This is a genomic window from Clostridium niameyense (assembly GCF_001243045.1).
GTDB classification, from domain to species: Bacteria; Bacillota; Clostridia; order Clostridiales; family Clostridiaceae; genus Clostridium_F; species Clostridium_F niameyense.
Map to the genome: position 1 here is coordinate 1,192,353 of NZ_LN849007.1, position 26,083 is coordinate 1,218,435.

General features: G+C 28.2%; 27 protein-coding genes. All 27 read left to right on the forward strand.

Going from position 1 to position 26,083, the window contains the following annotated elements:
* The first annotated feature begins 25 nt into the window (after positions 1–25).
* The 27 genes from BN1711_RS06680 (at position 26) to BN1711_RS06810 (ending at position 26,068) form a co-directional block, all read left to right on the forward strand.
* Positions 26–256 (forward strand): DUF6133 family protein, encoded by a 231-nt coding sequence (locus BN1711_RS06680; RefSeq protein ID WP_050607393.1) that lies wholly within the window; start codon positions 26–28, stop codon positions 254–256.
* Between the two features lie 65 nt (positions 257–321).
* The gene (locus BN1711_RS06685) at positions 322–1,155 is read left to right on the forward strand and encodes a conjugal transfer protein TrbL family protein (RefSeq protein ID WP_050607394.1); all 834 of its coding nucleotides are present in this window, start codon (positions 322–324) and stop codon (positions 1,153–1,155) included.
* Positions 1,155–1,364, forward strand: a complete 210-nt coding sequence (locus BN1711_RS06690) for a mercury transporter (protein ID WP_082174074.1) — start codon at positions 1,155–1,157, stop codon at positions 1,362–1,364. Before BN1711_RS06685 ends, BN1711_RS06690 begins: the two co-directional genes overlap by 1 nt.
* 142 nt (positions 1,365–1,506) lie before the next feature.
* Positions 1,507–3,012 (forward strand): hypothetical protein, encoded by a 1,506-nt coding sequence (locus BN1711_RS06695; protein WP_050607395.1) that lies wholly within the window; start codon positions 1,507–1,509, stop codon positions 3,010–3,012.
* Between the two features lie 2 nt (positions 3,013–3,014).
* A complete protein-coding gene (locus BN1711_RS06700) occupies positions 3,015–3,635 on the forward strand; it encodes a hypothetical protein (protein ID WP_050607396.1) in 621 nt (206 codons plus the stop codon).
* A complete protein-coding gene (locus BN1711_RS06705; RefSeq protein WP_050607397.1) occupies positions 3,628–6,054 on the forward strand; it encodes an AAA family ATPase in 2,427 nt (808 codons plus the stop codon). Before BN1711_RS06700 ends, BN1711_RS06705 begins: the two co-directional genes overlap by 8 nt.
* Positions 6,055–6,113: 59 nt before the next feature.
* Positions 6,114–6,446, forward strand: a complete 333-nt coding sequence (locus BN1711_RS06710; RefSeq protein ID WP_050607398.1) for a hypothetical protein — start codon at positions 6,114–6,116, stop codon at positions 6,444–6,446.
* 24 nt (positions 6,447–6,470) lie between these two features.
* Positions 6,471–6,917, forward strand: coding sequence for a prepilin peptidase (locus BN1711_RS06715; RefSeq protein ID WP_050607399.1), 447 nt, complete (start codon positions 6,471–6,473; stop codon positions 6,915–6,917).
* 15 nt (positions 6,918–6,932) lie between these two features.
* Entirely contained in the window at positions 6,933–7,724 is a 792-nt protein-coding gene (cpaB, locus tag BN1711_RS06720; protein ID WP_050607400.1) for a Flp pilus assembly protein CpaB, read from the forward strand.
* A gap of 12 nt (positions 7,725–7,736) precedes the next feature.
* Positions 7,737–8,591: an ATPase involved in chromosome partitioning gene (locus BN1711_RS06725; protein WP_050607401.1), complete on the forward strand. Its 855-nt coding sequence runs from the start codon at positions 7,737–7,739 to the stop codon at positions 8,589–8,591.
* Positions 8,591–9,955 (forward strand): CpaF/VirB11 family protein, encoded by a 1,365-nt coding sequence (locus tag BN1711_RS06730; protein ID WP_050607402.1) that lies wholly within the window; start codon positions 8,591–8,593, stop codon positions 9,953–9,955. The genes BN1711_RS06725 and BN1711_RS06730 overlap by 1 nt, the downstream gene beginning before the upstream one ends.
* Positions 9,952–10,881, forward strand: coding sequence for a type II secretion system F family protein (locus BN1711_RS06735; RefSeq protein ID WP_050607403.1), 930 nt, complete (start codon positions 9,952–9,954; stop codon positions 10,879–10,881). Before BN1711_RS06730 ends, BN1711_RS06735 begins: the two co-directional genes overlap by 4 nt.
* A 76-nt stretch (positions 10,882–10,957) precedes the next feature.
* Complete coding sequence (locus BN1711_RS06740) at positions 10,958–11,323, forward strand: type II toxin-antitoxin system RelE/ParE family toxin (RefSeq protein ID WP_050607404.1); 366 nt, start codon at positions 10,958–10,960, stop codon at positions 11,321–11,323.
* Entirely contained in the window at positions 11,316–11,600 is a 285-nt protein-coding gene (locus BN1711_RS06745) for a helix-turn-helix transcriptional regulator (protein WP_050607405.1), read from the forward strand. The genes BN1711_RS06740 and BN1711_RS06745 overlap by 8 nt, the downstream gene beginning before the upstream one ends.
* A 60-nt stretch (positions 11,601–11,660) precedes the next feature.
* Positions 11,661–12,533, forward strand: coding sequence for a hypothetical protein (locus tag BN1711_RS06750; RefSeq protein WP_050607406.1), 873 nt, complete (start codon positions 11,661–11,663; stop codon positions 12,531–12,533).
* Between the two features lie 12 nt (positions 12,534–12,545).
* Positions 12,546–12,953, forward strand: a complete 408-nt coding sequence (locus BN1711_RS06755) for a DUF4320 family protein (RefSeq protein WP_050607407.1) — start codon at positions 12,546–12,548, stop codon at positions 12,951–12,953.
* Positions 12,944–13,498: a hypothetical protein gene (locus tag BN1711_RS06760; protein ID WP_050607408.1), complete on the forward strand. Its 555-nt coding sequence runs from the start codon at positions 12,944–12,946 to the stop codon at positions 13,496–13,498. Before BN1711_RS06755 ends, BN1711_RS06760 begins: the two co-directional genes overlap by 10 nt.
* A gap of 150 nt (positions 13,499–13,648) precedes the next feature.
* On the forward strand, positions 13,649–14,188 hold the full coding sequence (locus BN1711_RS06765; protein ID WP_129582137.1) for a DUF6550 family protein: 540 nt from the start codon (positions 13,649–13,651) through the stop codon (positions 14,186–14,188).
* A gap of 73 nt (positions 14,189–14,261) precedes the next feature.
* Positions 14,262–15,989 carry a DUF8193 domain-containing protein gene (locus tag BN1711_RS06770; protein WP_050607410.1) on the forward strand — a complete coding sequence of 576 codons (1,728 nt, stop codon included), beginning with the start codon at positions 14,262–14,264 and terminating at the stop codon, positions 15,987–15,989.
* A gap of 10 nt (positions 15,990–15,999) precedes the next feature.
* Positions 16,000–16,566 (forward strand): MT-A70 family methyltransferase, encoded by a 567-nt coding sequence (locus tag BN1711_RS06775; protein ID WP_050607411.1) that lies wholly within the window; start codon positions 16,000–16,002, stop codon positions 16,564–16,566.
* A gap of 6 nt (positions 16,567–16,572) precedes the next feature.
* Entirely contained in the window at positions 16,573–16,950 is a 378-nt protein-coding gene (locus BN1711_RS06780; RefSeq protein WP_050607412.1) for a DUF3846 domain-containing protein, read from the forward strand.
* A gap of 10 nt (positions 16,951–16,960) precedes the next feature.
* On the forward strand, positions 16,961–17,632 hold the full coding sequence (locus BN1711_RS06785) for a hypothetical protein (protein ID WP_050607413.1): 672 nt from the start codon (positions 16,961–16,963) through the stop codon (positions 17,630–17,632).
* Between the two features lie 51 nt (positions 17,633–17,683).
* Entirely contained in the window at positions 17,684–19,522 is a 1,839-nt protein-coding gene (locus tag BN1711_RS06790; protein ID WP_050607414.1) for a VirB4 family type IV secretion system protein, read from the forward strand.
* A 301-nt stretch (positions 19,523–19,823) separates the two neighbouring features.
* A complete protein-coding gene (locus BN1711_RS06795) occupies positions 19,824–21,482 on the forward strand; it encodes an AAA family ATPase (RefSeq protein WP_050607415.1) in 1,659 nt (552 codons plus the stop codon).
* A complete protein-coding gene (locus tag BN1711_RS06800; RefSeq protein WP_050607416.1) occupies positions 21,466–22,299 on the forward strand; it encodes an HNH endonuclease in 834 nt (277 codons plus the stop codon). Before BN1711_RS06795 ends, BN1711_RS06800 begins: the two co-directional genes overlap by 17 nt.
* Positions 22,300–22,932: 633 nt before the next feature.
* Positions 22,933–25,146: an ATP-binding protein gene (locus tag BN1711_RS06805; protein WP_050607417.1), complete on the forward strand. Its 2,214-nt coding sequence runs from the start codon at positions 22,933–22,935 to the stop codon at positions 25,144–25,146.
* A gap of 88 nt (positions 25,147–25,234) precedes the next feature.
* Complete coding sequence (locus BN1711_RS06810; RefSeq protein WP_050607418.1) at positions 25,235–26,068, forward strand: C39 family peptidase; 834 nt, start codon at positions 25,235–25,237, stop codon at positions 26,066–26,068.
* The last annotated feature ends 15 nt before the right edge of the window (positions 26,069–26,083 follow it).

The window sequence follows — 26,083 nt, forward strand, 5'->3', positions numbered from 1 at the left end:
TATAAAGAAAATGGAGGTTTTATTAATGAGAAATTTAGTTCTAATAACACAGGTAAAAGCAATGAATAAGGTAAATTCAATAAAGGAAACTTTAAGAAGTAAAAGTGGTGAAGGTTTTGTAGATACAGCAGTGAAGATATTAATGTCAGTAGTAATAGGAGCATTAGTACTTGGTGGATTATATCTATTATTTAAGGATACAGTTCTTCCAACTTTAACTCAAAGAATAAAGGAGATGTTTAATTTTAAGGGCTAAAGTAACATTTCAAAGGGCTTGTGAGTTTAAACTTCAAGCCCTTTAACCTTTTGGAGGTGATGATCTTGGAAGCATTACTTGTAATGCTAATTGCAGGAATATTAAGTGGTTGCCTTGTGTATGTAAATTCACTTTTAAACGACCTTGTGCCTATAGCTCTTCATGCAGAAAAATATATGGATACTTTACTTGGCACCAATGGATTTACAGAAGTATTTAATATATTTTTAGGTTTTGGTATATCACTTATTGTACTTAAATTCTTAAAGAAAGGCTTTGAACAGTATATACTTTGGACAGAAGGGGATGCAGACGCAGATCCTTTAGTATTTCTTACAGGATTTTTTAAATCATTGGCTATAGCGGTAAGTTTTCCTACACTTTATCTATGGCTTACAACTATAGTTGAAGACTTAACTGGTAAAGTTATAAATTTAATAAGTAAAGGTATGAAAACCGATTTTTCAGCAATTATTACTGGAATATCAAGTGCAGGATTATTTACGGCCATAATATCTTTAATATTTTTTATATGTTTCTTTCTTCTATACTTACAGTTTCTTATGAGAGGAATGGAAATATTAATATTACGCATAGGACTTCCACTAGCTTGTGTAGGGATTTTAGATGCAGACAAAGGGGTATTTAGAACATATATACAAAAGTTTTTCCAATCAACATTAGCAGTAATGGTACAGATAGTTCTTGCAAAGGTAGGGGTAGCCTTAATGCTAAATACTCATGTATTTTGGGGAATAGCAGCATTGATTCTTGCCATTAAAACACCAAGATTTTTGCAAGAATTTATTATAATATCAGGTGGTCAAGGTTCAGGAGTAATGGGAACAATATATCAATCAGTAAGACTTGTGCAGATAGCAAAAGGGGTGTTTAAATAGTGGATTTGGTAAAAGAGATGGCAGATGCTTTTATGATATTAATAAGAGTGGGAGCAGGATTTAGAATAATTTATTGCTTTGCTCGTATGGGGGCATCTGAGGAAGAAGGCGCTATGTATAAGAAAAGAGCTAAAAATATACTGATATTTTATATACTTGCAGAAAGTATATGGCAGATTAAGAATTTGGTAATTATATATTATAGTTGATATGTTTGGAAATTCTCACTTACTTTATAAATGTGTATGTGTTATAATTTGCTTGTTATTTGTTAAGGTTTTTTTAGTATTTATAATTTATATAATAACAAGAAACAAGAATGGAAGATACTTTGTATTGGGGGGAGTTTCTATGAATAATGAGTGTGCTTCAGAGCTTCGAGTAGGGGAAGAGCGCAGAGATGCATCAGATAAAATTCGAGGTTTTTTATTTCAAGATTTAATAGCGATAAAGGTTATGTTATCTTTGGATAATTCATATAGCTGTTATATAGAGTGGGTTGAGGACATTTTTTTGGAAAATGAAGATGAAATAATATTAATTCAGGTGAAATATTATCCCAAAACATCTGTTGATTTTCATGAAATATTATCCAATATGTATTATCAGTTTTTGAAATTTCAACTTATTAATTCTGATAAAAATTTTAAAACGTATTGTTATCATCATTCAGAAACAAATTATGATGAAGATGTATGTAAAACTAATCTAATAAATGTATGTACTGAGAATAATAATATTTCGGAAATTGATAAAAGAATAATATTTGAGGAATTAAAGAAAAGTAAAAACCAAGACAGCAGAAAGGAATTGTTATTTAAAAAAGTTAGTTCTGCTGAATTAATAAATAGATTAGATTTTAAAAGCAATAAAAAAAGCTCTATAAATGAATTTAGAGAGGAAGTAGCACAAGAACTATTTGATTTATTTAAATGTGATGATGTTGTAAAAACGTTATCTGATGATGAAGCAAGGGAATTATTAATGTCATTAGCTATCAATTATATACAAAAGAAATACTATTCAAATTCGGAAGATTGTCAAGAAAGAAGAATTAAAAAGCAAAATTTATTAAAACATTTAAGTAATGTAATAAGCTATGATGAAGTGAAAGGAATTTCTTTAATTAAATCTGTGTTTTTCAATTGTGCGGATAATATTTTCGCTGAAATTCTTGAAAGTGAGGTAGATGCTGAAGTTATTAAAAAATATGAGAAAATATATATATCTACAAAGAAATATTTCGATGATATTTTGAGTGATAAATTATCAAGGTTTAAATTGTTGAATACTGTAAACATAAAGAAAAAATATAAAGATTTAAATTATAGGATTTATCAAGGGTTAAATCTTAGACAAGAAAGAGAAAATTATTTAACGAATATGGATAATATTGAAATATATATTAAGTATTTGTGGAAAATCATATTTAATACTGAATCTAATTTTGATGATATTCAAATAGGTAATTACATAATTGAAAATAAAGATTGTTTTTTATTAAGGTGCAAATTAGATTTTAAAAGTCCAATATTATTAAGTTCAGAAGTTCATAGATCAAGTGAATTTACGGAAGTAAGTAATATTTTTTCAAGAGTTAAAGAAATGGAATATAGACCGAGTAAGTGGTATTTAGGAACAATAAAATATAAAGGGATTTTTGACTACTCATATGGCATAAATCGCATTAAAGAAAATAGAGCAGATATGGGTTATGAACTTGATGACTTAGAAGAAGAAAAATTTATTATAGAGTGTATGAAATGCTTGAAATGTGATATTTGCAGTGGAGAAATGAGCATGGATGATAATTTACAAGATAATTTATTTTCAGTAAATTGTAGAGATGAGGTGTAAGGATGAAATTTGAAGAGTTTTTTGGTAATGAATATATAGAAATTAAAGCAACGGGTTATAATGTTATAAGTTCTTTTATTGAAGAAATTGAAGGTACACCAACAAAAAGATATATTGAGCCTTTGAAAACAGTATTTATGCATAAAACTTTTAATGAAATGTTTCTAATCTTGGATTGTACAGATTTAAATTTAATGCAGATAAATTCAGAGTGCAGGGCTTGGGAAAATAATGTACTTAATTATGTAAATTTTGGAGAAGAATACAAATATAACAAGAAATTCTTGAAATACAATATTGTTTTAATAATTCTATGTAAAGATTTACCAGAAAAAGATGACGATATATTTAGGTCTGAGATTGAAAAATCTAAGACTATATGTAGAAAAATTTTTATATTAACGGATGATGAAGGAAATATTTTTGAAACTAATAAGACTATGTTACCATTTTATTTTGAACCTATAGAAAAGACTAAAAATGATGATATAAATGAATATGAAAAAAAACTAAAAGATATATTACCGAAAGATGAGGAAATTAGTAATATTTTACAATACAAAGAAAAATTAAGTAATGAAGATGAAAAAAAAATTTTAAGGTGGTTAGAAAAATATGAATAACCGAGATTCAACAATGATAATAAATGAAGTATTGATTCAAAATTTTAAAATATATGACAGAAAAAAATTTATATTTAATGACAGTAAAGTTATATTAATAACAGGAGCAAATGGGTATGGAAAATCAACTTTGATTGATGCTATAGAGTGGTGTCTTACAGGTGATATAAAAAGAATTCGAAATTGCTTTGATGATAGAAATACAAGTGCTGCAGAAAAAAATAGGATTGACAATAATAGAGGGATTATTAAAAATATTAATTGTAAAAATTGTAAAGTTAGAGTTTCTATAAAACTACAAGTAAATGATGAAATATTTGAAGTTTACAGAGAGCAAGAAGAAGATAGTTTAAATTGTAATACAAAGTTGGAGTATGCCACAACTATTAAAAATGAAACAAAGAAAATTCTAGATGAACTTATAAAAAATGATGAATTTTATAGTTATCATATTTGTGATACCCATAAAAGTTATGATTTTCTTAGAAGCAGTAGAAAGGAATTATTGAGTTTATTTAAGGACTTTTTAAAGGAAAGACCTAATATCGATAGAACAATCAGTAATTTAGGAAAAATTACTGATAAACTTAATGATGATATTATGCAAAAGAGTAAAATGCAAGTAGAAGAATGTAAAATTTTAGAAAAGAAAAGTTTGATAGAAGAAATAAAAAAACAAGTAAAAAAGCTCGAATATCCAAATCAAAAAATATTTGAGGAAGAAATAACTGAAGTAGACAATTTAGATATTGAAGGATTAAAGCTTCAATTAGAAAATCTTAATATAAGTGCATATAACACTGCAAGGGATATTTTAAAACAAATTCAATATTTTTATGAAAATAAGGATAAGATTGAAAAATATAAAGAATTAGAAAAATATTTTTATGAAAATGAAGATGAAATTAATAAATCAATAAAGAAGTCATATTATGATAAAGATAAATTAGAGATGTCATTACAAAAAATTGATTTATTAAAAGATAAAAAGGCTAAAGTATATGGTATAAAAACTATAAGGGATTTGGATGATTTTGAAAAAGAAACAAATGTTTTAAATGAAGATTTAAAATTACAAATTAAAGAGATAAAAGCTTTAAACCAGGAATATATTGATAAAAAATCGGTTGTCGAAAATATGCAAAAAGGAAATAAAATTATTGAAGCCTTATCTGATATAATCAAAGGAAAAAAAGGAATATTTAGTTATAAGGAAGCTGGTCATTTAGAATGTCCTTTATGTGGATCTGATCAATATTTTAGCAAATTTCATAACGAAAGTGATATTGGTAGTATTGCAGCAAACTATTTAAAAGCTAATGATTCTAATATAGCAAATAAGAAAATTGAATTATCAAATATTTCAAAAAAAATATTTGATAATATGGAATCAATAAAAAAAATACTAATAAATATTATTAGTAAAAAAATTAATAAAGAAAACGACTTGAAAGAGGAATTTAATGAAATTTATGTTAAGCACAATAACTTTTTTCAAAAATTAAAGTTGCTAAATATTAAAATTAACTTTTATATTATGGATGAAATTAAAAAATTAATTGAGGAAGCAGAAAACAAGTTAGAAAATAACGAAACAATAGAGGCTAAAAAAGAAACTTTAACAAGTATTTTTTCTTTAATAGATATTATAAAGGATATAAATTTAAATAATAATGATGGTATTAAGAAAATAGCAACTACTATTTCACCGTTTTGTAATAATTCAATTAAAGTCTCAAATTTTGATTTTAACGTATTTAACAAAAAAGTACTATATATTAAAAATATGTTAAGTAATGAAAAATTAAAAAAGCATGAAAAAGATTTGAAAGAATGGGAAGGGAAAAATAAACTTATAAGTGAGGATTTAAAAAATATCAATAATAAAATTTCAGTTATTAAGAAAATTATAGATCAAATAAATGATACAAAAAAGCAATTAGAAAAGAAAGAATTGGAAAGTATAGGACCATATTTATTTGAAATATTTAATAAAATCATTAAACATTCAATTGTTGGTGAAATAAAGTTAGAAAGAGATAAAGCAAGAGAGGGTGGACTTGTTTTATTAGACAATAATGGAGGTAATTTGATTAATATATTGAGTCAAGGGCAATTAGGAGTTCTTATGATGTCTTATTTTTTTGCTAATATGTTTAGAAGAAGTGAATCAACAGCATTTAAAACATATTTCGTGGATGATATTACCAGCTGTTTAGATGATATGAATGTACTGTCATTTATTGATATGATTAAGTATTTGTTAAGCAGAGAAAATGGAGTTATTAATCAAATTTTCTTTTCTACTTGTGATGATAATTTGGAAAAATTATTTATTCACAAAATGAAGAGTTTTGAAATTAAAGGTGTAAATTTCAAATTTAATTCATATGCTAATTATATTTCAAATGAGTTCTAATAATTGAATAAAAATTATCACACTTGGCTAATACCAAGTGTTTTTTAGGAGGTCCTAAATTGAATAATCAAGAAAAAGAAACCTTATACATCCCATTAGGTTTAAAAACAAGAACAGAAATCTTTGATGGCTTTGGTAAAGAAGAACTTTTTAAATCTATAATAGTTACATTAATTGCAGGAGTAATTGATTCCATTATATATTTTGTAAATAAGAGCACCACATTTTGTGTGGTGTTTATTTTGTCTTCAATTGCAGGCTCAGTTATGATGCTTACCAAAGATAAAAGCAATATTTCTGTAGTGGATCAGATAAAGTTTATGATAAGGTTTCACAAATCTCAAAAGATTTATAGATACAAATATTTAGATGAATGGGGATTAAATAAATAATAAAGGTTAAATGTGAGGTAGAAAATGAAATATGGATTTAATATAGCCTTTTGGGATAGTGTAATTATTCTAAAAGGCTTTTTATACTTTTTAATACTAAATTATGCAAGCTTTTGTGATATTAAGACTAAAACTATTCCAGATAAGGTTCATATACTTATAATTCTATTAGGATTAATTAGTATAAATCCCGTAAATTCAATAGCTGGTTTAATGTTTGTTCCAATTCCATTTTTTATAACTGCTGTATTAAAATGCGGTGGGATAGGTGGTGGGGATATTAAATTTATGGGCGGAAATGGATTCTTACTTGGAGTGAAGGGAGGGTTTATAGGAAGTTTAATAGGGCTTATTATTGCAATTACAATAAATACTTCATATTACAAACTTAAAAAAAAGGATAAGAATATATCCTTTCCACTAGCACCTTATCTTTCGGTAGGGTGTTTTTTATCATACCTATTATTTTAGAGGAGGAATTTTATAATGAAAAATCTATTTAAAAACAGAACTGTGGTAGGACTTTCAGCCATAATTTTATCTCTTATTATATGTTTTGGAGTAACACCATTATATAATAATGTCTTACAATCAAAGGTTAAAATTGTAAGGATAAGCAAAGATATAACAAAGGGAGAAATTATAAGTCCAGATAAAATTGAAATTGTAGAAATTGGTGGATATAATTTACCAAAGGAAGTAATCAAAGATAAACAAAATGTAGTAGGAAAATATGCTATAGCTGACTTAAATAAAGGGGATTACATTTTAAATAATAAGGTTTCAAACAGTCCATTAGAAGAAAATAAGTATCTTTATAATCTTGATGGAAACAGTCAAGCAATATCTATAACCATAAAAAGTTTTGCAGCAGGACTTTCCGGAAAGCTTCAAACAGGGGATATTATTTCAATAATTGCATCAGATTATGGTGAGCTTAGAGAAACAGTAATACCTAAAGAACTTCAATATGTTAGAGTCCTTGCATCAACTACAAGTAAAGGAACAGATAAGGTTTATAGTCAAAAGCAAACAAAGGAAAAAGAAAAGGAACAGGAATTACCTTCAACAATTACGTTATTAGTAAATAGAACTCAAGCAACATTACTTGCAGATTTGGAACAAAAAAGTAAAATACATGTGTCTTTAATATATAGAGGAACAGAGGCAAATGCTCAAAAATTTTTATATGAACAAAATAAAGTTATAGATAAAAAGGAGAATGGTAATACAGGGTTAAAAGAAAGTTTATCAAGGGGATATAAACCACAAAATTAGGAGGAAATAGGAATGAATAATCAAATAATTGCTATATGGGGGAATCCTTTTTCAGGTAAAACCTCATTAAGTATTAAACTAGCAGAAAAATTATCTTTAAAAAAGGAAAATGTAATAGTAGTATTTTCAGATATAATTGCTCCTACTATTATGACAGTTTTGCCATATATAAAAACAGAAAATAAATCTTTGGGAAGAATACTGTCAGCACCAGAGATAAATCAAGAAGAGATTATGGCTCAATGTATAGTCTTAGAAAAAAATCCATATATAAGTCTACTTGGATATTTGCAAGGCGAAAATATATTTACTTATGCTCAATATTCTAAAGAAAGGGCAGTAGACTTTTTGATACTTTTAAGACATATTGCAGACTATGTGATTATAGATTGCTCAAGCTTATTTGCCTATGATACTTTATCTGCGGTAGCTCTTGAGATGTCAGATAGTGTAATTAGGCTTTGTAGTAGTAATTTAAAAGCAGTAGCTTACTTTAATTCTTATTTACCATTACTTGAAGATAGAAAATTTAATGTAGATAAACATATTAAGGTTCTATCAAAGGTAAAGATAAGTGAACCGAGAGAACAAATAAAAGAAATTTATAGAGGTGTAAAATACGAGCTTCCTTATACTGAAGAGATAGAAAAACAATTATTAACTGGAGAACTTTTTAATAAGTTAAAAGATAAAAGTAGCTTTGAATACAGTAATACATTAAACGATTTAGTTTCAGTAATTTTAGAAGAAAGTGTAGGAATTAAAAGCAATAAAGTAAAAAACAGTATTGCTGAAATAAATCCTAAATACAAAAATACTTCCTTATTCAAGAAAGCTTTTATATTTGGTAAAGGAGGTTCTAAGTAGTGAATAATGCAGCGTTATTTTTTAACACAGGAAAAAATATTAAGGAATTTACAAAGGTATTACAAGATGTGCAGGAGTATATTTCAAATAAATATTCAAATCTAATTTCAGATAATCCAGAAGAACAAAGGGAACAAATAAAATCTTATATTTCAAAATATATTATGGATTATTCTTTAGGAGTAGAAGGATTAAGTTTTGATGAACTTATAGAAAAGATATATTCTGAGATGGCAGAGTTTTCATTTCTAACAAAGTACCTATTTAGAAAAGATGTAGAAGAAATAAATATAAATCAATGGAAAGATATTAAAATAACTTATACTAATGGTGAAATACTTCCAACAAAGGATAAATTCAATTCTCCTAAACATGCCATTGATGTTTTAAGAAGGCTTCTTCATAAATCAGGAATGATTCTTGATAATTCTCAACCAATAGTTAGAGGACATTTATCAAATAAAATAAGAATAACTGTGTTTGGAACTGGTGTTATAGATGATGATAAAGGTATTTCAGCATCTATTCGTATTGTAAATCCACAAAAATTATCAAAAGAGGATTTTGTTAATAATGGTACAGCTACAGAAGAAATGCTTGATTTTTTAAGCATATGCCTAAGATATGGTATAAGTATGTGTGCTACAGGAGCAACTTCTTCTGGTAAAACTACATTAATGAGCTGGCTGCTATCTACTATTCCTGATGATAAAAGAATATTCACCATAGAAAATGGCACAAGAGAATTTGATCTTGTTAAAACAGATAAAGAAGGAAATGTTATAAATAATGTAGTGCACACAGTAACAAGATATAGTGAGGATAAAAAGCAAAACATAGAGCAAGAAAAATTACTTGAAAGTGCATTGACTTTTAATCCAGATTATATATGTGTGGCAGAAATGAAAGGGGAAGAATCTTTTGCAGCTCAAGAGGCAGCAAGAACGGGACATGCAGTTATAACTACAACCCATGCAAATTCTTGTGAAGCTACTTATTTTCGTATGATGACCCTTTGTAAAATGAAATATGATATAAATGATGAAACCCTGTATTCTTTAGTTACAGAAGCCTTTCCTATAGTTTTATTTACTAAAAAGCTAGAAGATAATTCAAGAAAGATAATGGAAATAACGGAGTGTGAAATTTTACCTAATGGTAAAAGAAAAATTCACACTCTTTTTCGTTATCATATAAAAGAAAATAAAGTAATAGATGGTAAGGTAAAAATAATAGGTTACTATGAAAAAATAAATGATATATCAAAGAATCTTCAAAAAAGGTTACTTGAAAATGGGATGCCTTTAATTGTTCTTAAAAGCTTATTAAATCAGAATACAGTAAAGGAAGGTGAAGTAAAATGACTTTATTAAAACTAATAGCCTTTTTAGGAATAATTGCAGGAAGTTTTATGATTTTAGAAATGACATTGTTTGAATTCTTTGAAGCTATTTTAAATAAATTTAAAGGAAAGAAAAAATCAATAAAGGCAAGAATCAAAGAGACTACAAATAAGAAAAAGCCCAAAGGAATAAAACTTCTTATTGAGGAAACTAGGGAAATACTAAGGATTACAGGAAAAACAGAAAAGTTTTCAACTGTTTGTATAGGAGCATTTTCCTTATTTACAATGGGTGTAATTATAGCAGTATCAATGAATAATTTCTTTTTACTTCCTGTTCTTTCCGTAGGATTTTCACTTATTCCATTTTGGTATATTAAGTTTACAGCTAATTTCTTTAAAAAGCAGTTAAATGCAGAATTGGAAACAGCACTTTCAGTAATCACAACATCTTATATGAGAAGTGAAAGTATAATTACCGCAGTTGACGAAAATATAACCTACATAAACCCTCCAGTATCAGAGGTATTTAAAGGATTTTTAACTCAGACGAAGCTTATAAATTCTAATATAAAAATGGCTCTTGAGAATCTAAAAAACAAAATAGATAATGAAGTTTTTAAAGAATGGGTAGATGCAGTAATTGCTTGCCAAGAAGATAAGAACTTAAAAACTACATTAACACCAATAGTTTCAAAGCTTTCAGATATGAGAATAGTTGGAGCAGAACTGGATTATTTGATTTATGAACCAATGAAGGAATTTATAACCATGACTATACTTTTAATAGGGAATATACCACTTATGTATTTTCTAAATAAGGAATGGTACGAAATTTTGGTGTTCACAAGCATTGGAAAGGCAATACTTGCAGTTTGTTTAACAGTTATATTTATATCCATGGCAGCAGTAATAAAGATTACTAGACCTGTGGAATATAGAAGGTAAATATATTGACTAAAGTTATCGTATGTGATAACATTTAGTTAAGAAATTCATATATTATAAAAAGGGAGAAGAAAAAGTGGAATGGAAGGTTGAATTTTACCAAAGAGAAAGTGGTAACATCCCTGTAATGGAATTCTTATTATCGCTTTCACCTAAAATGAGAGCAAAAGCATATAGCGAAATAGAACTTTTAAAAGAGCATGGAATTTATTTAAAAGAACCTTATGTAAAATCTATTAAAGGGGAACAATATAAAGGAATATATGAGTTAAGGATAAAATTAGGATCAGATGCATCAAGAATATTTTATTTCACTTATCATAGGGATACTTTTGTATTATTAAATGGTTTTTTAAAAAAGACTAATAAAACTCCAAAATCAGAGCTTGAAAGAGCTAGAAAATATAAAAATGATTTTGAAAAGAGGTGTGAAGATGAGTAGAGCAAGTGTTGATTTTTCAATAATCAAGGAAGAACTTATGAAAGATAATGAGTTCAAAGATGAATATGAGAAACTAAAACCACGATATGAACTTGTTTCTGAAGTAATAAAAGCGAGAAGAGAATTAAATCTTACTCAGGAAGAATTAGCTTCTCGTATAGGAACTCAAAAATCAAATATAAGCAGGCTTGAAAGTGGTAATTACAATCCCTCTTTAGATTTTCTTAGTAAGCTTGCAAAAGGCTTAGGAAAAGAAATTCACATTGAATTAAGATAATATAAAATAATTTGAACACGTAGGGCAAATGCTTTGCGTGTTTTTTTGTGAGGTGAAAACATGTTAATAATATTGTTGGTTTTCTCTTTATTATTCTCCTTTGGAGTATATATGATAATGGCAGATTTATTAAAGTTTCCATATATAAAAGCTTCAAAGGCGGTACTAAGCATAAGTAGGAGAGAAAAGAAAAAGACACACAATGTTGATTTTTTAATACTTGAACTGTCAACTAAACTTTCTAAAAGGATAAAGATTAATGATTATAAAAAAAGAAAGCTTATAGCAATTTTAAAATGCGCAGAAATAAACTTAACTCCAGAAACTTATATAGCAAAAGCTTATGTTAAAGCAGGAATGGTACTATTAAGTATTATCCCTGCTTTATTTATTTTTCCTATGATCATTCCGGCAATTATATTTTTAGTTGTAGCAGTATATTTTAAAGAAATTAAAGCTGCTGAGGATAAGGTTAAAAATCAAAGAGAAGAAATAGAATATGAACTTCCAAGGTTTACATCTACTCTTACCCAAGAACTAAAAGCAAGTAGAGATATATTGTCTATTCTTGAAACCTATAAACAAAATGCAGGGAAAGCTATGAAAAGAGAACTTGAAATAACTGTTGCTGATATGAAATCAGGAAGTTTTGAGGGAGCACTTACAAGGTTTGAGACAAGGATTGGAAGCTCAGCATTATCAGAAGTAGTTCGAGGTCTTATAAGTGTTCTTCGTGGTGATGATGGAGTGGTTTATTTTCAAATGTTATCCCATGATTTAAAGCAACTAGAGCTTCAAAGGCTTAAAACTTTAGCTGCAAAACAGCCTTCAAAGATAAGAAAATATTCCTTTGCAATGCTTATATGTTTTGTATTTATGTATCTTACGGTAATGGGAGTTCAGATAATGAAAACCATGGGCCAACTTTTCTAGGGAGGTGCTAAAATGATTAAACTTTTAAAAGAAAAGAAGGGTGAAGGATACATAGACACTGTAGTTATTGTTATTGCAGCAATTATGGTTATTTCTTTTGCAGTAAAGGTATTTCCTATATTTGTAGTAAAAAATCAACTAAATAATTATGCAAATGAAGTTATGAGAACTGCTGAAATTTCAGGAGGAATAGGGACAGAAGTAAGTGTTAAGGAAGAAAGTTTAAAGGAGCAGACGGGAATAAATCCAACAATATCGTGGCAGGCAGATTATATTAGTGAAACAAATAAAGTACAGCTAAATGATGAAATTACTGTAATTGTTACTAAAACTGTAGATATAGGTTTCTTTAGTTTTGGATCTTTTCCTATAGAGCTTAAATCTAAAGCTACAGGAAGGAGCGAAGTATATTGGAAATAAAAAATATAAAAGGGATATTGAAAGAGAAAAAAGGAAATGCCCTTCCACTTGCTTGTGCAATAGTTTTATCTTTAATACTTATATTTAGTGCAGTATCTGAATATATGAGGCTTCAAATTATAGCAAAAGGAGTTCGAGATGCCCTTCAAACCTCAATAATATCGGTAGCTTCACAAAATTATGATGATATATATAATGGACTTCGTGAAGGCTATAGTGGCGGATATACTTTATCATCATCTGATATTTGGGAAAGTAAAGTAGATACAGGAGATGTATTTGCATATCTTGACAACCTTTTAGGTTTAGAGAAAGATGAATCATATCACATTAAATATACATCAAAAGAAGCAGAATATAGGCTTTCAGACCTTAAAATTAATGTTATGAATACACCATTAGCTCCAGAAAATCCAAATAGTTTACCTAAATTTCAAGCGCAAGCTATTATTGATCTTGAAGTGCCTTTATCCTTTGGATGGGACAAGTTACCACCATTAAAATTAAATTTAAAGGTTAATGCAGGTTACACCGCAAAATTTTAAAGTTAATAACATGTTGATAGGTAATAATGTATACAACGTGTGAATAAAAAATAATTAAAAAATATCTGGACAATTTATGAAAAATATGTTTATTTTTTAACAAGGGCAGAAAAAACTCTTATGTTAAAAAAATTAAGGGAGGGAATGTCAATGAGAAAATTTAATTTAAAGAAAAATTTAGTTGTATCACTTCTTATTGTTTTAGCTGTATCTCTCGGACTAGGTTTAGCATTTCATATCAATAAAGCACCTAAAAATAAAGACAAGCAAGTTTTATCAGAGGTAAAGAAAAAAGATGAAGTTAAGGTAGATGGAATAAAAGCAGATAATGAACAAAAAATTAAAGTTCCAGTAATTAATAATTCTAATGGTACAGAAAAATCTCCCCAAAGCAATGGAGAAAGTAATAATACGGGAAATGAAAAAACACAAATAGTACCTAAAAAACCAGAACCACCAAAGGAAAAGCCTAAGACTACTGATGATACAAAGAATAAAAATAAAGTACCTACTTATTCTGAAAAAGAAGTAAAACCACAAAAAGAAACTACACCAAAGGGTGGAGAAAAAAATAGTAAAGGGCAAGTATATTTTCCGGGCTTCGGATGGGTTGATGATAGTGGAGCTAATAAAGGAGAAAACGTAACATCAGATGGAGATATTGATAAACAAGTAGGTACAATGGATTAGTAAAATAAAAATATTCTTTAGAGAGTACGGTAATTAAAACTGTACTCTCTAATTTTTTTGGAGGTATAAGCTCATGAAAAGGATAACAGCATTTTTAGTTTGTTTAATGCTAATAATTTTTTGTGCTCCCATAAGTGTATTGGCTGAAGGAAATGGTAATTTTGATGGCGGAGGAGGTGAAATGGGAAATGGTTCATCTCAAAATTTTTGGAATCCAGGTAATGATGGGGTAAGGGTTACTGTTATTAGATGTAAAGATCAAATGCCAGTTACTACACCTATTGATTTTTCAAATAAAAGCCAGCCGTCTAAACTTGCCCATTTTGGGAAAAAATCTAAGATTCAGTACAGGAATGGAGCAAGGTTAACTCCCAATATAAATGGATATAGTTATTCAAAACCATCCAAACCTATGCCAAGAATCATAGGTTCAAACAGTTATGCTATAAATATTGAAGCTACTAAAAAATATTTTTGTTCTGAATATGCTTTAAAGCTAATTGCAAATCTTACAGGAATGAAATATGACAAACTTATATGTGGAGATTATAAAATACTGTTAGAGCCTATAGCCTATATGACATTTAGAGGTTCTTATATGGCAATAACTTCCCATGAAGCAGCTTTATATGACGAAAAATTGGGAGGGGGACTTAGAGCAAAAATGGTAAGTTTATCTCATAAAAATTTGCCACTTGCCTTGTTTTTGCAAACTTCTGACTTAGGGTTTGCTTCTTGGTCAGGAGCTAAAAATCAAAAGGTATCAAATGCACAGATAAAAGCATATTTAGGTCTTGGTATTGTTAGATTTGGTGCAGCAGATAAGGGAGTGAATATTGATACTAAATCTTATGAATATAGATGTGATACAGATGTCATTACTTCAATAACTGTAAACACAGATAGAAGAAGAACACCTGACAATTCTGTAACTGTAACCTTTAGAGTAAATGGACAAAACTATAATGTAAGTAATATTTATATTCCAGAAGGAGAATCTCAAAAGGTATGGTTTAAATGGCATACTCCTAAAACGCCACAAACATTAAATATTGATGTAAGTGTAAGTGGAGCATCAGCAGGGAAAGCCTATATTACAGCAAAAATTATAGAACTTAAAGAAAATACTCCACCGAATCCAACGGCTAATGATAAAAATAAAGGTTTTAAAGCTTCAAGTATTCCAAGTAAAGCTCAAAAAACTTATGCTAATTGGGGAAAATGGGAATGTTATTGGGAACCAAAATGGGAATGGGAAGCAAATTGGAACTGGGTTAGCACTGGTGAAAATACAGGTCATTGGGTGGATAATGGTAAATGGGTTGATAGAGGTGATTGGAAATACAGGTGGTTAAGTTATTATGCAAATTTTTCAGCTAATATAAATGTGAAGCCTGATAGTAAAGTACCAACGGCTTATTCAAAAACTATGAGATCAGGATATGGAATAAACTTAAATGTAACTGGTAATTTAAGTTCAAATGCACCAATGTCATCTATAACAGGAGCACAAAATGTTATATCATATTATCCAGAATTTAATTATAAAACTTATAATAGGGTATTAGATTTAATAAGGGGAGGATATTCCTCAAGTTTTCAGCTTAGAAAAAATAAATATTCTACCTATAATCAAAGGGTTCATTTTACCCCTATATGGTATCCAGATGGGATTTATACAGTTTATGCTGAGGTTATAGATGTATGGACACCAGATGGAATGCTTTCTGTTAATTTAAATGATTATGTAAATATAAAAGGTAGCTTATATGATGATTGGCATATAGGGCCACAGTTTTAAGGAGAATAATATGAAGTTTAATATAATTTATGCAGATCCACCATGGAGTTACAAAGTTTATTCTAAAAAAGGCGAAGGTAGATCAGCAGAAAATCATTATACTACTATGAAGCATGAAGATATATACAATCTTGATGTATCCAGTTTAGCTATGGAAGATTGTATTTTATTTTTATGGGTTACGTTTCCTAACTTATTAGTAGGATTTGAAACTATAAAGAGATGGGGATTTACTTATAAAACATTAGGTTTTTGCTGGGTAAAAAGAAATAAGAAAAGCCCTAGTTGGTTTTGGGGACTAGGTTTTTGGACAAGATCAAATCCAGAGATATGTCTTATAGGCACTAAAGGTCATCCGAAAAGAGTATCAAAAGCAGTTCATTCAATTATTGATTCACCTATTGAAAAGCATAGTAAAAAACCTGATGAAGTAAGAAAAAGAATAATTGAACTTTGTGGAGATTTACCTAAAGTTGAACTATTTGCAAGAGAAACTTGTGAGGGGTGGGTTTGCCTTGGAAATGAAATTGATGGATTAGATATTAGAGAAAGCATTAAAAAAGTAAAGGAGATGTAAAAAATTATGAGAGTATTAATAGTGCAACCACAAGCAAGACCTTATATTGCAGAAATAGAAAAAGGATTAGAGCCTATGCAAGAGATAGTTGGCGGTTCAATTGAAATGGTAGATTTAGATGATAATACAAGTCTTGTTTGCAATGAAGAAGGGAAAGTAAAAGGGCTTGAAGGAAATAGACGTATCGGCAGAGATATAGTTGCTGGTACGTTTTTTCTTTGTGGATTTAATGAGGATGGAGAATCTATTTCCCTAACAGATGAACAGATTTCAAAATACTATGAAAGATTTAGAGAACCAGAGTATTATTCACAGGAAGAAGTAGAAGACTCAGCCTTTATGGATATATATGTATCAGATTATGAAGATGATATGGAACTATAGGAGGTGCAGTATGAAGCAGATTATACCTATTATTATGTTATTACTTAGTTTAGTTGGAGGAGGAGTAATATTTTTTATAAAGAAAAGTAATAACAAAAATAAAGCTACAGAAAGTAAGGAACGAATAAATGCTAATGATTTTGTAAATGTAAAAGATATTAAAGACCGTTACCTTTATACAAGGGATGGTTATATTATTATGTATATAAAAATCAATCCTATAAGTATTGATTTATTATCTGAAAGAGAAAAAAAGCTTTTATGTAAAACCCTTACAGCAGAGCTTTCCAGTGAACAAAAGCCTTATAAATTTTTAGCAGTATCAAGACCAGTAGATATATCTCCACTGATAAATGAGTATACAGGAATTATTGCAAACAGTTCTGACCAAAAGCAAAAGGACTTACTCAGAAATGAAATGCTTGTAATGAGTAACTACGCTTTATCTGGAGAAGTTGTTGAAAGACAGTTTTATATAATGATTTGGGATAAACATGAAGAAGATATTGAAAGAGAAATTTCTAAAAGATGTTATGAGTTTAAATCAAAAATTGAAAGTGGAAATATTCATTGTGAAATATTAAAACAACAGGACATAGTAAGGCTTTGCAATCTTATTAATAACCCTTCGTATACAAATATTGAAGATAGTGAGGTTGAAGCTACTATACCTATTTTTTAGGAAAACTAAGATTATCATATATAAAATAAAAATTATTAGGGAGATGGCATAATGATTAAAAATAAAAAGAATATTGGAACAGAAATAACACTAAATAATGCTCTTTTAAATATAATTACTCCTATGGGACTTGAAATTAAAAGAAATAGTCTTGTTATAGGAGAAAATACAGGAAGAATTTATGGAATAGTGAAATACCCCCAAAAAGTAGATTATGGATGGCTTTCTAAAATTACAAATATACCAAGCACCATTGTCAGTGTAGCTTTTACACCTATTGATAATGGTGCTTTTATTGAGAGTCTTTCAAGAAATGTAATTCAAAGTCGAGGAGCTGCTGAAAGTGCCAAAGACCCATTATCACAAAAGAGAGCAGAACGTTCAGCTCAAGATGGAGAAAAGATAATGGTTCAAATAGACCAAAATGGAGAAACAGTAGGACTTATGGGAATTACAATTATGCCCATATCAAGAGAAGATGAATCATTTAATAAAGTTTGTAGAAAGACTGAAAGTACTTGTGCCATGAGTAAATGCAAGCCAAGAAACCTTGCAAATTTGCAGGAGCAGGCTTTTAAAAATATATCTCCTTTTTATACTTCTGATGAAAATATAGAGCAAATAGTAAGTAGAATAGTTCCACTATCCACCTTTGTAGGTGGATTTCCTTTTTCATCAAGTGGATATAATGATGGGACGGGCTATTATTTTGGAAGAGATTCAAGTGGAGGGCTTATCATACTTGATACATGGAAAAGAGGAAATGATAGAACCAATACGAATATGGTTATAATGGGTGTAGCAGGAGTTGGAAAGTCTACTGCAGTAAAACATATAGCATTATCAGAGTATATGAAAGGAACTAAAATAATATTTATAGACCCAGAGTGCGAGTATAAAGAGTTATGTGAAGCTTTAAATGGAGATTGGATTAATGCAGGCGGTGGAAGCAATGGAAGAATAAATCCACTTCAAATAAGACCTACTCCAGTAGACGATAATGATGAGATTTATAAAGATGAAGGACAAGGCATGGGAGATATGGCTCTTTATATTAAAAACTTAGAAATATTCTTTAGTCTTTATATTCCTTCCTTAACAGATAGAGAAAGAGCTATACTTAAGGATTCTATAATAGAACTTTACAATAACTTCAACATTACTTGGGATACGGATATAAATACTTTAAGTAATGAAGAATTTCCAATATTCATAGACCTTTATAATTTGGTAGAAAAAAAAGCAAAGAAAAAAGAAAAAACACGTAAAGAAAGTGAAATAAATATATATGCAGATCTTGCTTTACTTTTAAAAGATATAGCTATGGGAAGTGATTCTTTTCTATGGAATGGGTACAGTTCTATAAAAACCAACACAAGATGTATATGTCTTGATACCCATGACCTTCAAAATACTAATGATAATATTAAGAGAACTCAATATTTCAATATACTTACATGGTGCTGGCAGGAGATGAGCAAAGATAGAAATGAAAAAGTGTTATTAATCTGTGATGAAGCCTATCTTATGATTGATACCAATGTGCCTCAAAGCCTTGTGTTTCTAAGAAATGTAGAAAAGAGAGCAAGAAAATATGAGGCGGGAGTAGCTATAATAAGTCATTCAGTAGTAGATTTTCTTGATCCTCAAATAAAAATGTATGGACAAGCATTGCTTGATATACCTTGCTTTAAAGTTATAATGGGTACAGATGGCAGAAATCTACAAGAAACAAAAGAACTTTATAATTTAACAGATGCAGAAGAAGAACTTCTTGCAAGTAAAAAGAGAGGAAATGCTCTATTAATGATAGGTTCAAAGAGGCTTCATGTAGTATTTGAGATACCGGAATACAAATTTGATTATATGGGGAAGGCTGGGGGAAGATAAGAAAGGCGGTTTATGAACTGTTATGTGTTTAATGTTTATAGGGGTTGTGGAGAGATATATTAAGATTTCCTTGTAATAAGCATAATTTTTTAAAATTGATATATTTTTATTTGAGAATCTTTCATCAATTTATTTAAGATTTTTTATAATTATGACAATATATATTAATAAAACCTAAAAGATAATTCATATATTTTCTTTTATTGATATTTAAAGTATAATATAAATGTAACATTATATTATACTTACAAAGTAAAAAACATAAAATATATTATGATTATTTATGTATTGAGGGATAAAGATGAAATTTAGGCGGATAGAATATTATTATGAGGCAAATGAAATAGGGATTGTTTATCTTATTTATAATCATTGGGATGATTATTCATATTGCACTACATTTACTGCTTATTATAAATGTGATAAGTTAAAAGATGCAGTGGAACTTGGAACAGTAAAAATAGGATGTATTTCGTTAGAGAGTAGAGTTGAATCAGCTAAGTCAATTAATGGTTATTCATCTTATTCAATTAAGAAACTAATTCCTAATGAAGTATTTGATAAACTGCCAGATGATTTTTTTTCTTTAGGTCAAGATATTGGATATTATAAAAAAGTAAATAGTTTCTTTGAGGATGAAAATACAGAATATTATGATTCAATGCAAGACTTGGCTTATAACTACAATAGATTTCAAAATTTATACGATGAAGCAGAATCATGTTTAAGAAATTCATTAATGAGAAATCTGTATGTTTCAAATGTAGAACAATTTAATAGGATTACCAAAGGACAAGCAGAGTTAACGGAATATTCTTTTGATTTTAGATATAATGAGGAACGAATAGATATTAATGTTATCCCTAATTCATTGCCTCCAAGTAATATTCATATATTAATTGGTAGGAATGGCGTAGGTAAGACATGGCTTTTGCATAATATTGCTTGTAAATTGCTTGAAAATAGTGGTGTAAGTACTACTGAATTAGAAAAGTCAAAAAAATATTCAATAAGTGATAAATTTTTTATTGATTGTCCACAAAATAGTTTTGCTGGCATTATTGGATTATCATTTAGCGTTTTTGATGATGCACTATCAATTGATATTTTAAATCCTAAGGATAAAGAACAAATATTAATTGATGAATTCAGAAAAAAATATAAATATATTGGTTCAATCAGTAAAAGTCAAAAAGATGGTAAAACAAAAATTAAATCTGTTGAGGATTTGGCAAATGAATTTCTTGAAGCTTTAAGTAAAATAAGTAAGAGTAAAAATAAGGTTGAAACATATTTGGATACTTGTAGAAATTTAAATACTGATCCCATGTTCTATGACAATGGTTTCATTACAATTTTAGAATCCTATTTTGGAAACAAAAAGAAAGATATAACTAATGCATTAGGTGTAGATGAAAAAGGGATAAATGTAAAAAAAGTTGATGAACAGGTTGGAAAATATTTTAAAAGACTAAGTTCTGGACATATGATAATAATTCTTTCTTTGACATTATTAGCAGAGTCAATTCATGAAAAAACAATTGTATTAATTGATGAACCAGAAACACATTTACATCCACCCTTACTTTCTACGTATATAAGGACATTATCATTTTTATTATTAAAGAAAAATGCAGTAGCAATTATTGCAACACATTCTCCTATTGTTTTACAAGAAGTACCTAAAGATTGTGTTAATAGAATTGTACGAACTGGTGAAAACATGGAATTTGACAGAATATCACTAGAGTCGTTTGCAACAAATACAGATTCATTAACTAGAGAAGTGTTTGGATTTGAATTGGTAAAAACAGGTTTTTATCGATTGATAGAAAAAGAACTTGATAATACCTTTGATGAAAGCATAAAAAAATTTGATGGGAAAGTTGGATTTTTGGGACAAATATTAATGCAAAGCTTACTTAATAAAAAGAGGGAGACTTATGAGAAAAATAAATAAACCTAATATTTCTCAAGAAGATGTATGTAATTCTTTTAAAAAATTAGAATATAGAGATAGAGTATTGGAAAAATCTGAAAAATATGATGAAATCCTTTTGGATGTAGATAAGTTTTATAAAGAGGAAAAGAAATTTATACAAAACAACGAAAATTATACAGATTATATGAAAAAAATGTATAGTAGTAGATTCTCAAATAGCCAGTATACTAGTTTATATGAATTCTATAAGCAAATTAGAACGGCAGAAAGATACTGTCCATATTGTAATTTTTATACTAGGCAAGTAAGACAATTAGATCACTATCTCCCCAAATCTGTATTTCCATCTTTATCAATTTCAGTGAATAATTTGGTGCCGATATGTAAGGAATGTAATGAAATAAAAGATAATTATTATTCTATTAACAAATCAGAACAACTTATTCATCCGTACTATGATGTTCAGATTAACGATATTTTTGAGTTTTTACAATGCAGTATAATTGAGGATATGAATATAGGTTTTAGTTTTTATATAAAAAAATTAAGTAATTGGGATGATGTTTTCTATGATAAACTAACATTTCATTTTCGAAAATTAAAAATTGATGATCTATATCTTTCAGATTTTGAGGTGGAATTTGATGTAGTGTTTGAAGAACTAAAAATGCTATATCAAGAGATACAAGATGAGAAAGTAATTCGTGAAAACCTGCAAAGAAAGGTCGATGTATATTTTAATAAAAAAAAGATGCCTTGGAGATATGCAGGTTTTAAAAGTTTATTGAACTGTAAATGGTTTTTTGAAACTTATTTTCCTATAAAATGTAATTAGTTATATTTTATATTTTGATTAATTGTGGGTATTATTCAAAATATTTCAATATACTATAATGTATTATACTTGTTTTGATAATCAATATGTAGAAAACATAGATGTGAAAATATTTGTATGATTTTATTTAAGCTATATTATGAAAATATAAAAAATAAATATAAAGGCAATGGTCATGTTGCAAATAATTTATTTTTTCACAAAATTAAACTATAACCTATTAATTATTTGTAGTACCTATATTTTTAATAGGTGTTATTTTTTACCCAATGATACCATGGTATTTAATTTAAAAATAGCAGCAATCATTGTTAAAATAATAATTCAAACTGCAAAAGATGATAAAATTAGAAACAAAATAATATTTACATAATTGGCACCGATTATTTCGGTGCTTATAATTTTGGCTTTTGTTGTTTATGTGTTTATAAATCATATTGAGGTGTTAAGTAGTTTTTTGGTAATTAATTAAATCAAGTAAAAAATATTAGATAATTTGCAAATTCTACATTTTATATGTTGAACCATGGTAAATAGTGGTATAATTAATAATATATTGTTTGAATAATGGGAAGTTTATTATCTTGATTTGAAAGTATTTGATTTAATTATAAGAGGATAGAGGGTTAGTGTATGGATAAAATAAATGTAAACTTGGAATATTGCTTTGGAATTGAAAAAATGAATTATTTATTTGATTTTTCAGATGACAATGTGATAGCAATATATGCTAGAAATGGATTAATGAAAACATCATTTTCAAAAACTTTTAAAAAAATTCAGGATGAACAAAGAGATTCAATTAGAGATGAAATATTTGGATTAGATGGCATTGTGAATGTAACAAAGGATGATATTGAAATACAGAAGGATGATATTTTTGTAATAAAATCTTTTGAGAATTCGTATGAATCAAATAGTATCACTTCATTGTTAGTTAACGATGAAATAAAAAACAAGATATCAAAAGTTCTTAGATTAAAGGAAAAATTTATTAAATCACTTGAAAAATATTCTGGATTAAAAATGGTAAAGACATTAGGTGGTAAAAAGGTATATGAATTAGAACCAAGTATAATAAGTGATTTTAATTTTTCAGAAAATAGTTTTTTGCTAAATATTAAGAAATTAGCGAATAAAACTGTGGAATATGAGTGTGCAAATATTAAATATTGTAACATATTTGATGATACTGTTATTAAAAAGATAACATCACAAAAATTTCAAGATAAAATAGATGATTTTATTTTGAAAAGCGAGGAAATTTACGCTGATTATGAGTTTTTAGAAAAAGGCAATCTTACTCTTCCAAAACTTAAAGATATTGGAAAGGCTTTAGATAAAGACAAATTTTTTGTAAAAGATAATCATATGTTTCTTGGTGGCAACTTGGAAATAAGAAATAGTCAAGATTTAAACATAAAAATCTCTGAAATAGAGGAAAAAATAAAGGCTGTACCCGTATTTAAGGATATTGAAAAAATGTTGAGCGATTCTAAGGGAATTGTTTTAAAAGATATAATAGAAAGCACACCTGACATAGTTACGTTTTTAAAAGTAGATAAGTTAGAAGAACTAAAAAAGTGCTTGTGGTTGTCCTATATTAATGCAGAGAAGTCCAAATTTGATGAGCTAGTTACTGAGTATGAAAGTCTAGAACAAGAAATTGATACTGTGGATTTGGATGATACATCATGGAAAAGGGCATTAAATATATTTGAAGAGAGATTTACCGTTCCATATAAAATGAAAATATCAAATATGAAAGGTGCTATTATAGGGGAGAGTGTCCCAAGGGTAGAATTTGCGTTTAAACGCAATGATAAAATTGTTGAAATGGATCGAGACCATTTGGAAAGAATAGACGTTCTTAGCCAAGGAGAAAAAAGAGCACTATATTTGCTTAATATTATTTTTGACATTGAAAGAATACGGGAGGAGGGTAAGGAAAAATTAATTATTGTAGATGATATAGCGGATTCTTTTGATTACAAAAATAAATATGCTATTGTTGAATATTTATATGATATGGCAAAAGAAGATAAATTCTATCTCATAATTTTATCTCATAATTTTGATTTTTTTAGAACTGTTTCAGGACGTTTAAACATCAAAAGAGAAAATCGATTATGCGCGGAAATAGGAAATAATGAAATAGCACTAAAACAGGAAAAATATCAAAAACAACCTTTTGAACATTGGAAAAAGCATTTAAATAAAAGGAATGTATTAGCACTCATACCGTTTGCAAGAAATATAATAGAATATAGCGAAGATAAGAATATTGGAGGAGTATCGGGTATTGACAAAGATTATCTACTTCTTACGCATTTACTTCATGAAAAAGATTTTACAAATAGAATAACTTTTGATGTTCTGAGGAAAGTTTATAAAGAATATCTAGGAGTAGATAAATTTGATGAAGCAATAGAATTAACATCTAGTGTTTGTGATGAATTTTATATTATTGCGGATTCAATATCCAAATCTGATGTTGATTTAGAAAATAAGATTATTTTAGCTGTTGCGATCAGACATAAGGCAGAAGTTTATATGATTCATGAGATTAAAAATTTCAGTGGAAATCTTAATTGGCGAGAAGGTAAAAGAATAAAGACAGGAACAGTTGAAGAATTTATGTGTCATATTTCTATATCTGGAAATCAAACTAGAGAATTATTTAGTGGATTTAAACAGTTTGGCAACAATGATAAGGTTAAATTATTAGAAGAAGTAAATATTATAACACCAGAAAATATACATCTAAATTCTTTTATGTATGAACCGATTTTAGATATGGATATACTTGAATTAATAAATTTGTATAATGAAGTTAAAACATTGTAATTTAAAATTAAACATAAACAGTTTGTAAAATAGCATCTAAACCAGATGCTATTTTTTTATCCAAAATAAAATAAGGAGGCATGATACTATGGCATTAGATCCAAAATCAGCAGCTACCATTGCTAAAATAGCAATCAAAGCTTCAAAAGATGATGAAACTAGAAACAGAATAATTTTTATTTCGCTGGCACCGATTATTTCGGTGCTTTTAATTTTGGCTTTTATAGTTTATATCCTCACTAATCCTATTGAAATGTTAAGTGGCATTTTTCTTGGGAATGAGTTAAATCAAGTAAAAAACCTTAGAAGTCAATATGGATATGAACAACTGATAAATCCAAATGACAACAGTTATTTAGAAAGTAGTGGTTTGGATTTTTCAGGGATATCCTTCAAAGATAGTTCTACAGAAGTGGTTTATTATAATCAAGCTGATGCAAGATGGAAAGACAAGCCTTATGGGAAAACTGGAACTATAGGAAGAAGTGCATGTGGGCCAACTTCACTTTCTATAGTAGTTTCAAGTTTTACAAACAAGAAAGTAGATCCAGTTCAAATGAGTAAATGGGCTTATGAAAATGGTTATTACTGCGAAGGTGTGGGATCTTATCATACTTTAATACCTTATGGAGCAAAACACTTTGGACTTAAAGTAGAAGGATGTACAGCAAATGAGCCACAAAGGATAGTTGATGCGCTTTCTAAAGGAAAACTTATAATTGCAATTATGTCAAAAGGGCATTTTACAAGGTGTGGGCATTTTATTGTACTTAGAGGGGTAACTATAGATAAAAGAATTTTAGTAGCAGATCCTGTAAGCAGGAGAAGAAGTGAAGAGAAATGGGACTTATCAATTATCTTAAATGAAGCAAATAAAGGAGCAGATGCAGGAGGCCCATTTTGGATTATTAGTAAAACATAAAATTATTGGAGGTAG

Bases quoted from the DNA above. Each gene is read 5' to 3' on its own strand.
- cpaB (WP_050607400.1), top strand. From the start codon at position 6,933: ATGAAAAATCTATTTAAAAACAGAACTGTGGTAGGACTTTCAGCCATA.
- BN1711_RS06705 (WP_050607397.1), top strand. From the start codon at position 3,628: ATGAATAACCGAGATTCAACAATGATAATAAATGAAGTATTGATTCAA.
- BN1711_RS06735 (WP_050607403.1), top strand. From the start codon at position 9,952: ATGACTTTATTAAAACTAATAGCCTTTTTAGGAATAATTGCAGGAAGT.
- BN1711_RS06805 (WP_050607417.1), top strand. From the start codon at position 22,933: ATGGATAAAATAAATGTAAACTTGGAATATTGCTTTGGAATTGAAAAA.
- BN1711_RS06785 (WP_050607413.1), top strand. From the start codon at position 16,961: ATGAAGCAGATTATACCTATTATTATGTTATTACTTAGTTTAGTTGGA.
- BN1711_RS06695 (WP_050607395.1), top strand. From the start codon at position 1,507: ATGAATAATGAGTGTGCTTCAGAGCTTCGAGTAGGGGAAGAGCGCAGA.
- BN1711_RS06715 (WP_050607399.1), top strand. From the start codon at position 6,471: ATGAAATATGGATTTAATATAGCCTTTTGGGATAGTGTAATTATTCTA.
- BN1711_RS06770 (WP_050607410.1), top strand. From the start codon at position 14,262: ATGAAAAGGATAACAGCATTTTTAGTTTGTTTAATGCTAATAATTTTT.
- BN1711_RS06745 (WP_050607405.1), top strand. From the start codon at position 11,316: ATGAGTAGAGCAAGTGTTGATTTTTCAATAATCAAGGAAGAACTTATG.
- BN1711_RS06755 (WP_050607407.1), top strand. From the start codon at position 12,546: ATGATTAAACTTTTAAAAGAAAAGAAGGGTGAAGGATACATAGACACT.
- BN1711_RS06765 (WP_129582137.1), top strand. From the start codon at position 13,649: ATGAGAAAATTTAATTTAAAGAAAAATTTAGTTGTATCACTTCTTATT.
- BN1711_RS06700 (WP_050607396.1), top strand. From the start codon at position 3,015: ATGAAATTTGAAGAGTTTTTTGGTAATGAATATATAGAAATTAAAGCA.
- BN1711_RS06725 (WP_050607401.1), top strand. From the start codon at position 7,737: ATGAATAATCAAATAATTGCTATATGGGGGAATCCTTTTTCAGGTAAA.
- BN1711_RS06810 (WP_050607418.1), top strand. From the start codon at position 25,235: ATGGCATTAGATCCAAAATCAGCAGCTACCATTGCTAAAATAGCAATC.
- BN1711_RS06750 (WP_050607406.1), top strand. From the start codon at position 11,661: ATGTTAATAATATTGTTGGTTTTCTCTTTATTATTCTCCTTTGGAGTA.
- BN1711_RS06780 (WP_050607412.1), top strand. From the start codon at position 16,573: ATGAGAGTATTAATAGTGCAACCACAAGCAAGACCTTATATTGCAGAA.
- BN1711_RS06775 (WP_050607411.1), top strand. From the start codon at position 16,000: ATGAAGTTTAATATAATTTATGCAGATCCACCATGGAGTTACAAAGTT.
- BN1711_RS06790 (WP_050607414.1), top strand. From the start codon at position 17,684: ATGATTAAAAATAAAAAGAATATTGGAACAGAAATAACACTAAATAAT.
- BN1711_RS06795 (WP_050607415.1), top strand. From the start codon at position 19,824: ATGAAATTTAGGCGGATAGAATATTATTATGAGGCAAATGAAATAGGG.
- BN1711_RS06800 (WP_050607416.1), top strand. From the start codon at position 21,466: ATGAGAAAAATAAATAAACCTAATATTTCTCAAGAAGATGTATGTAAT.
- BN1711_RS06680 (WP_050607393.1), top strand. From the start codon at position 26: ATGAGAAATTTAGTTCTAATAACACAGGTAAAAGCAATGAATAAGGTA.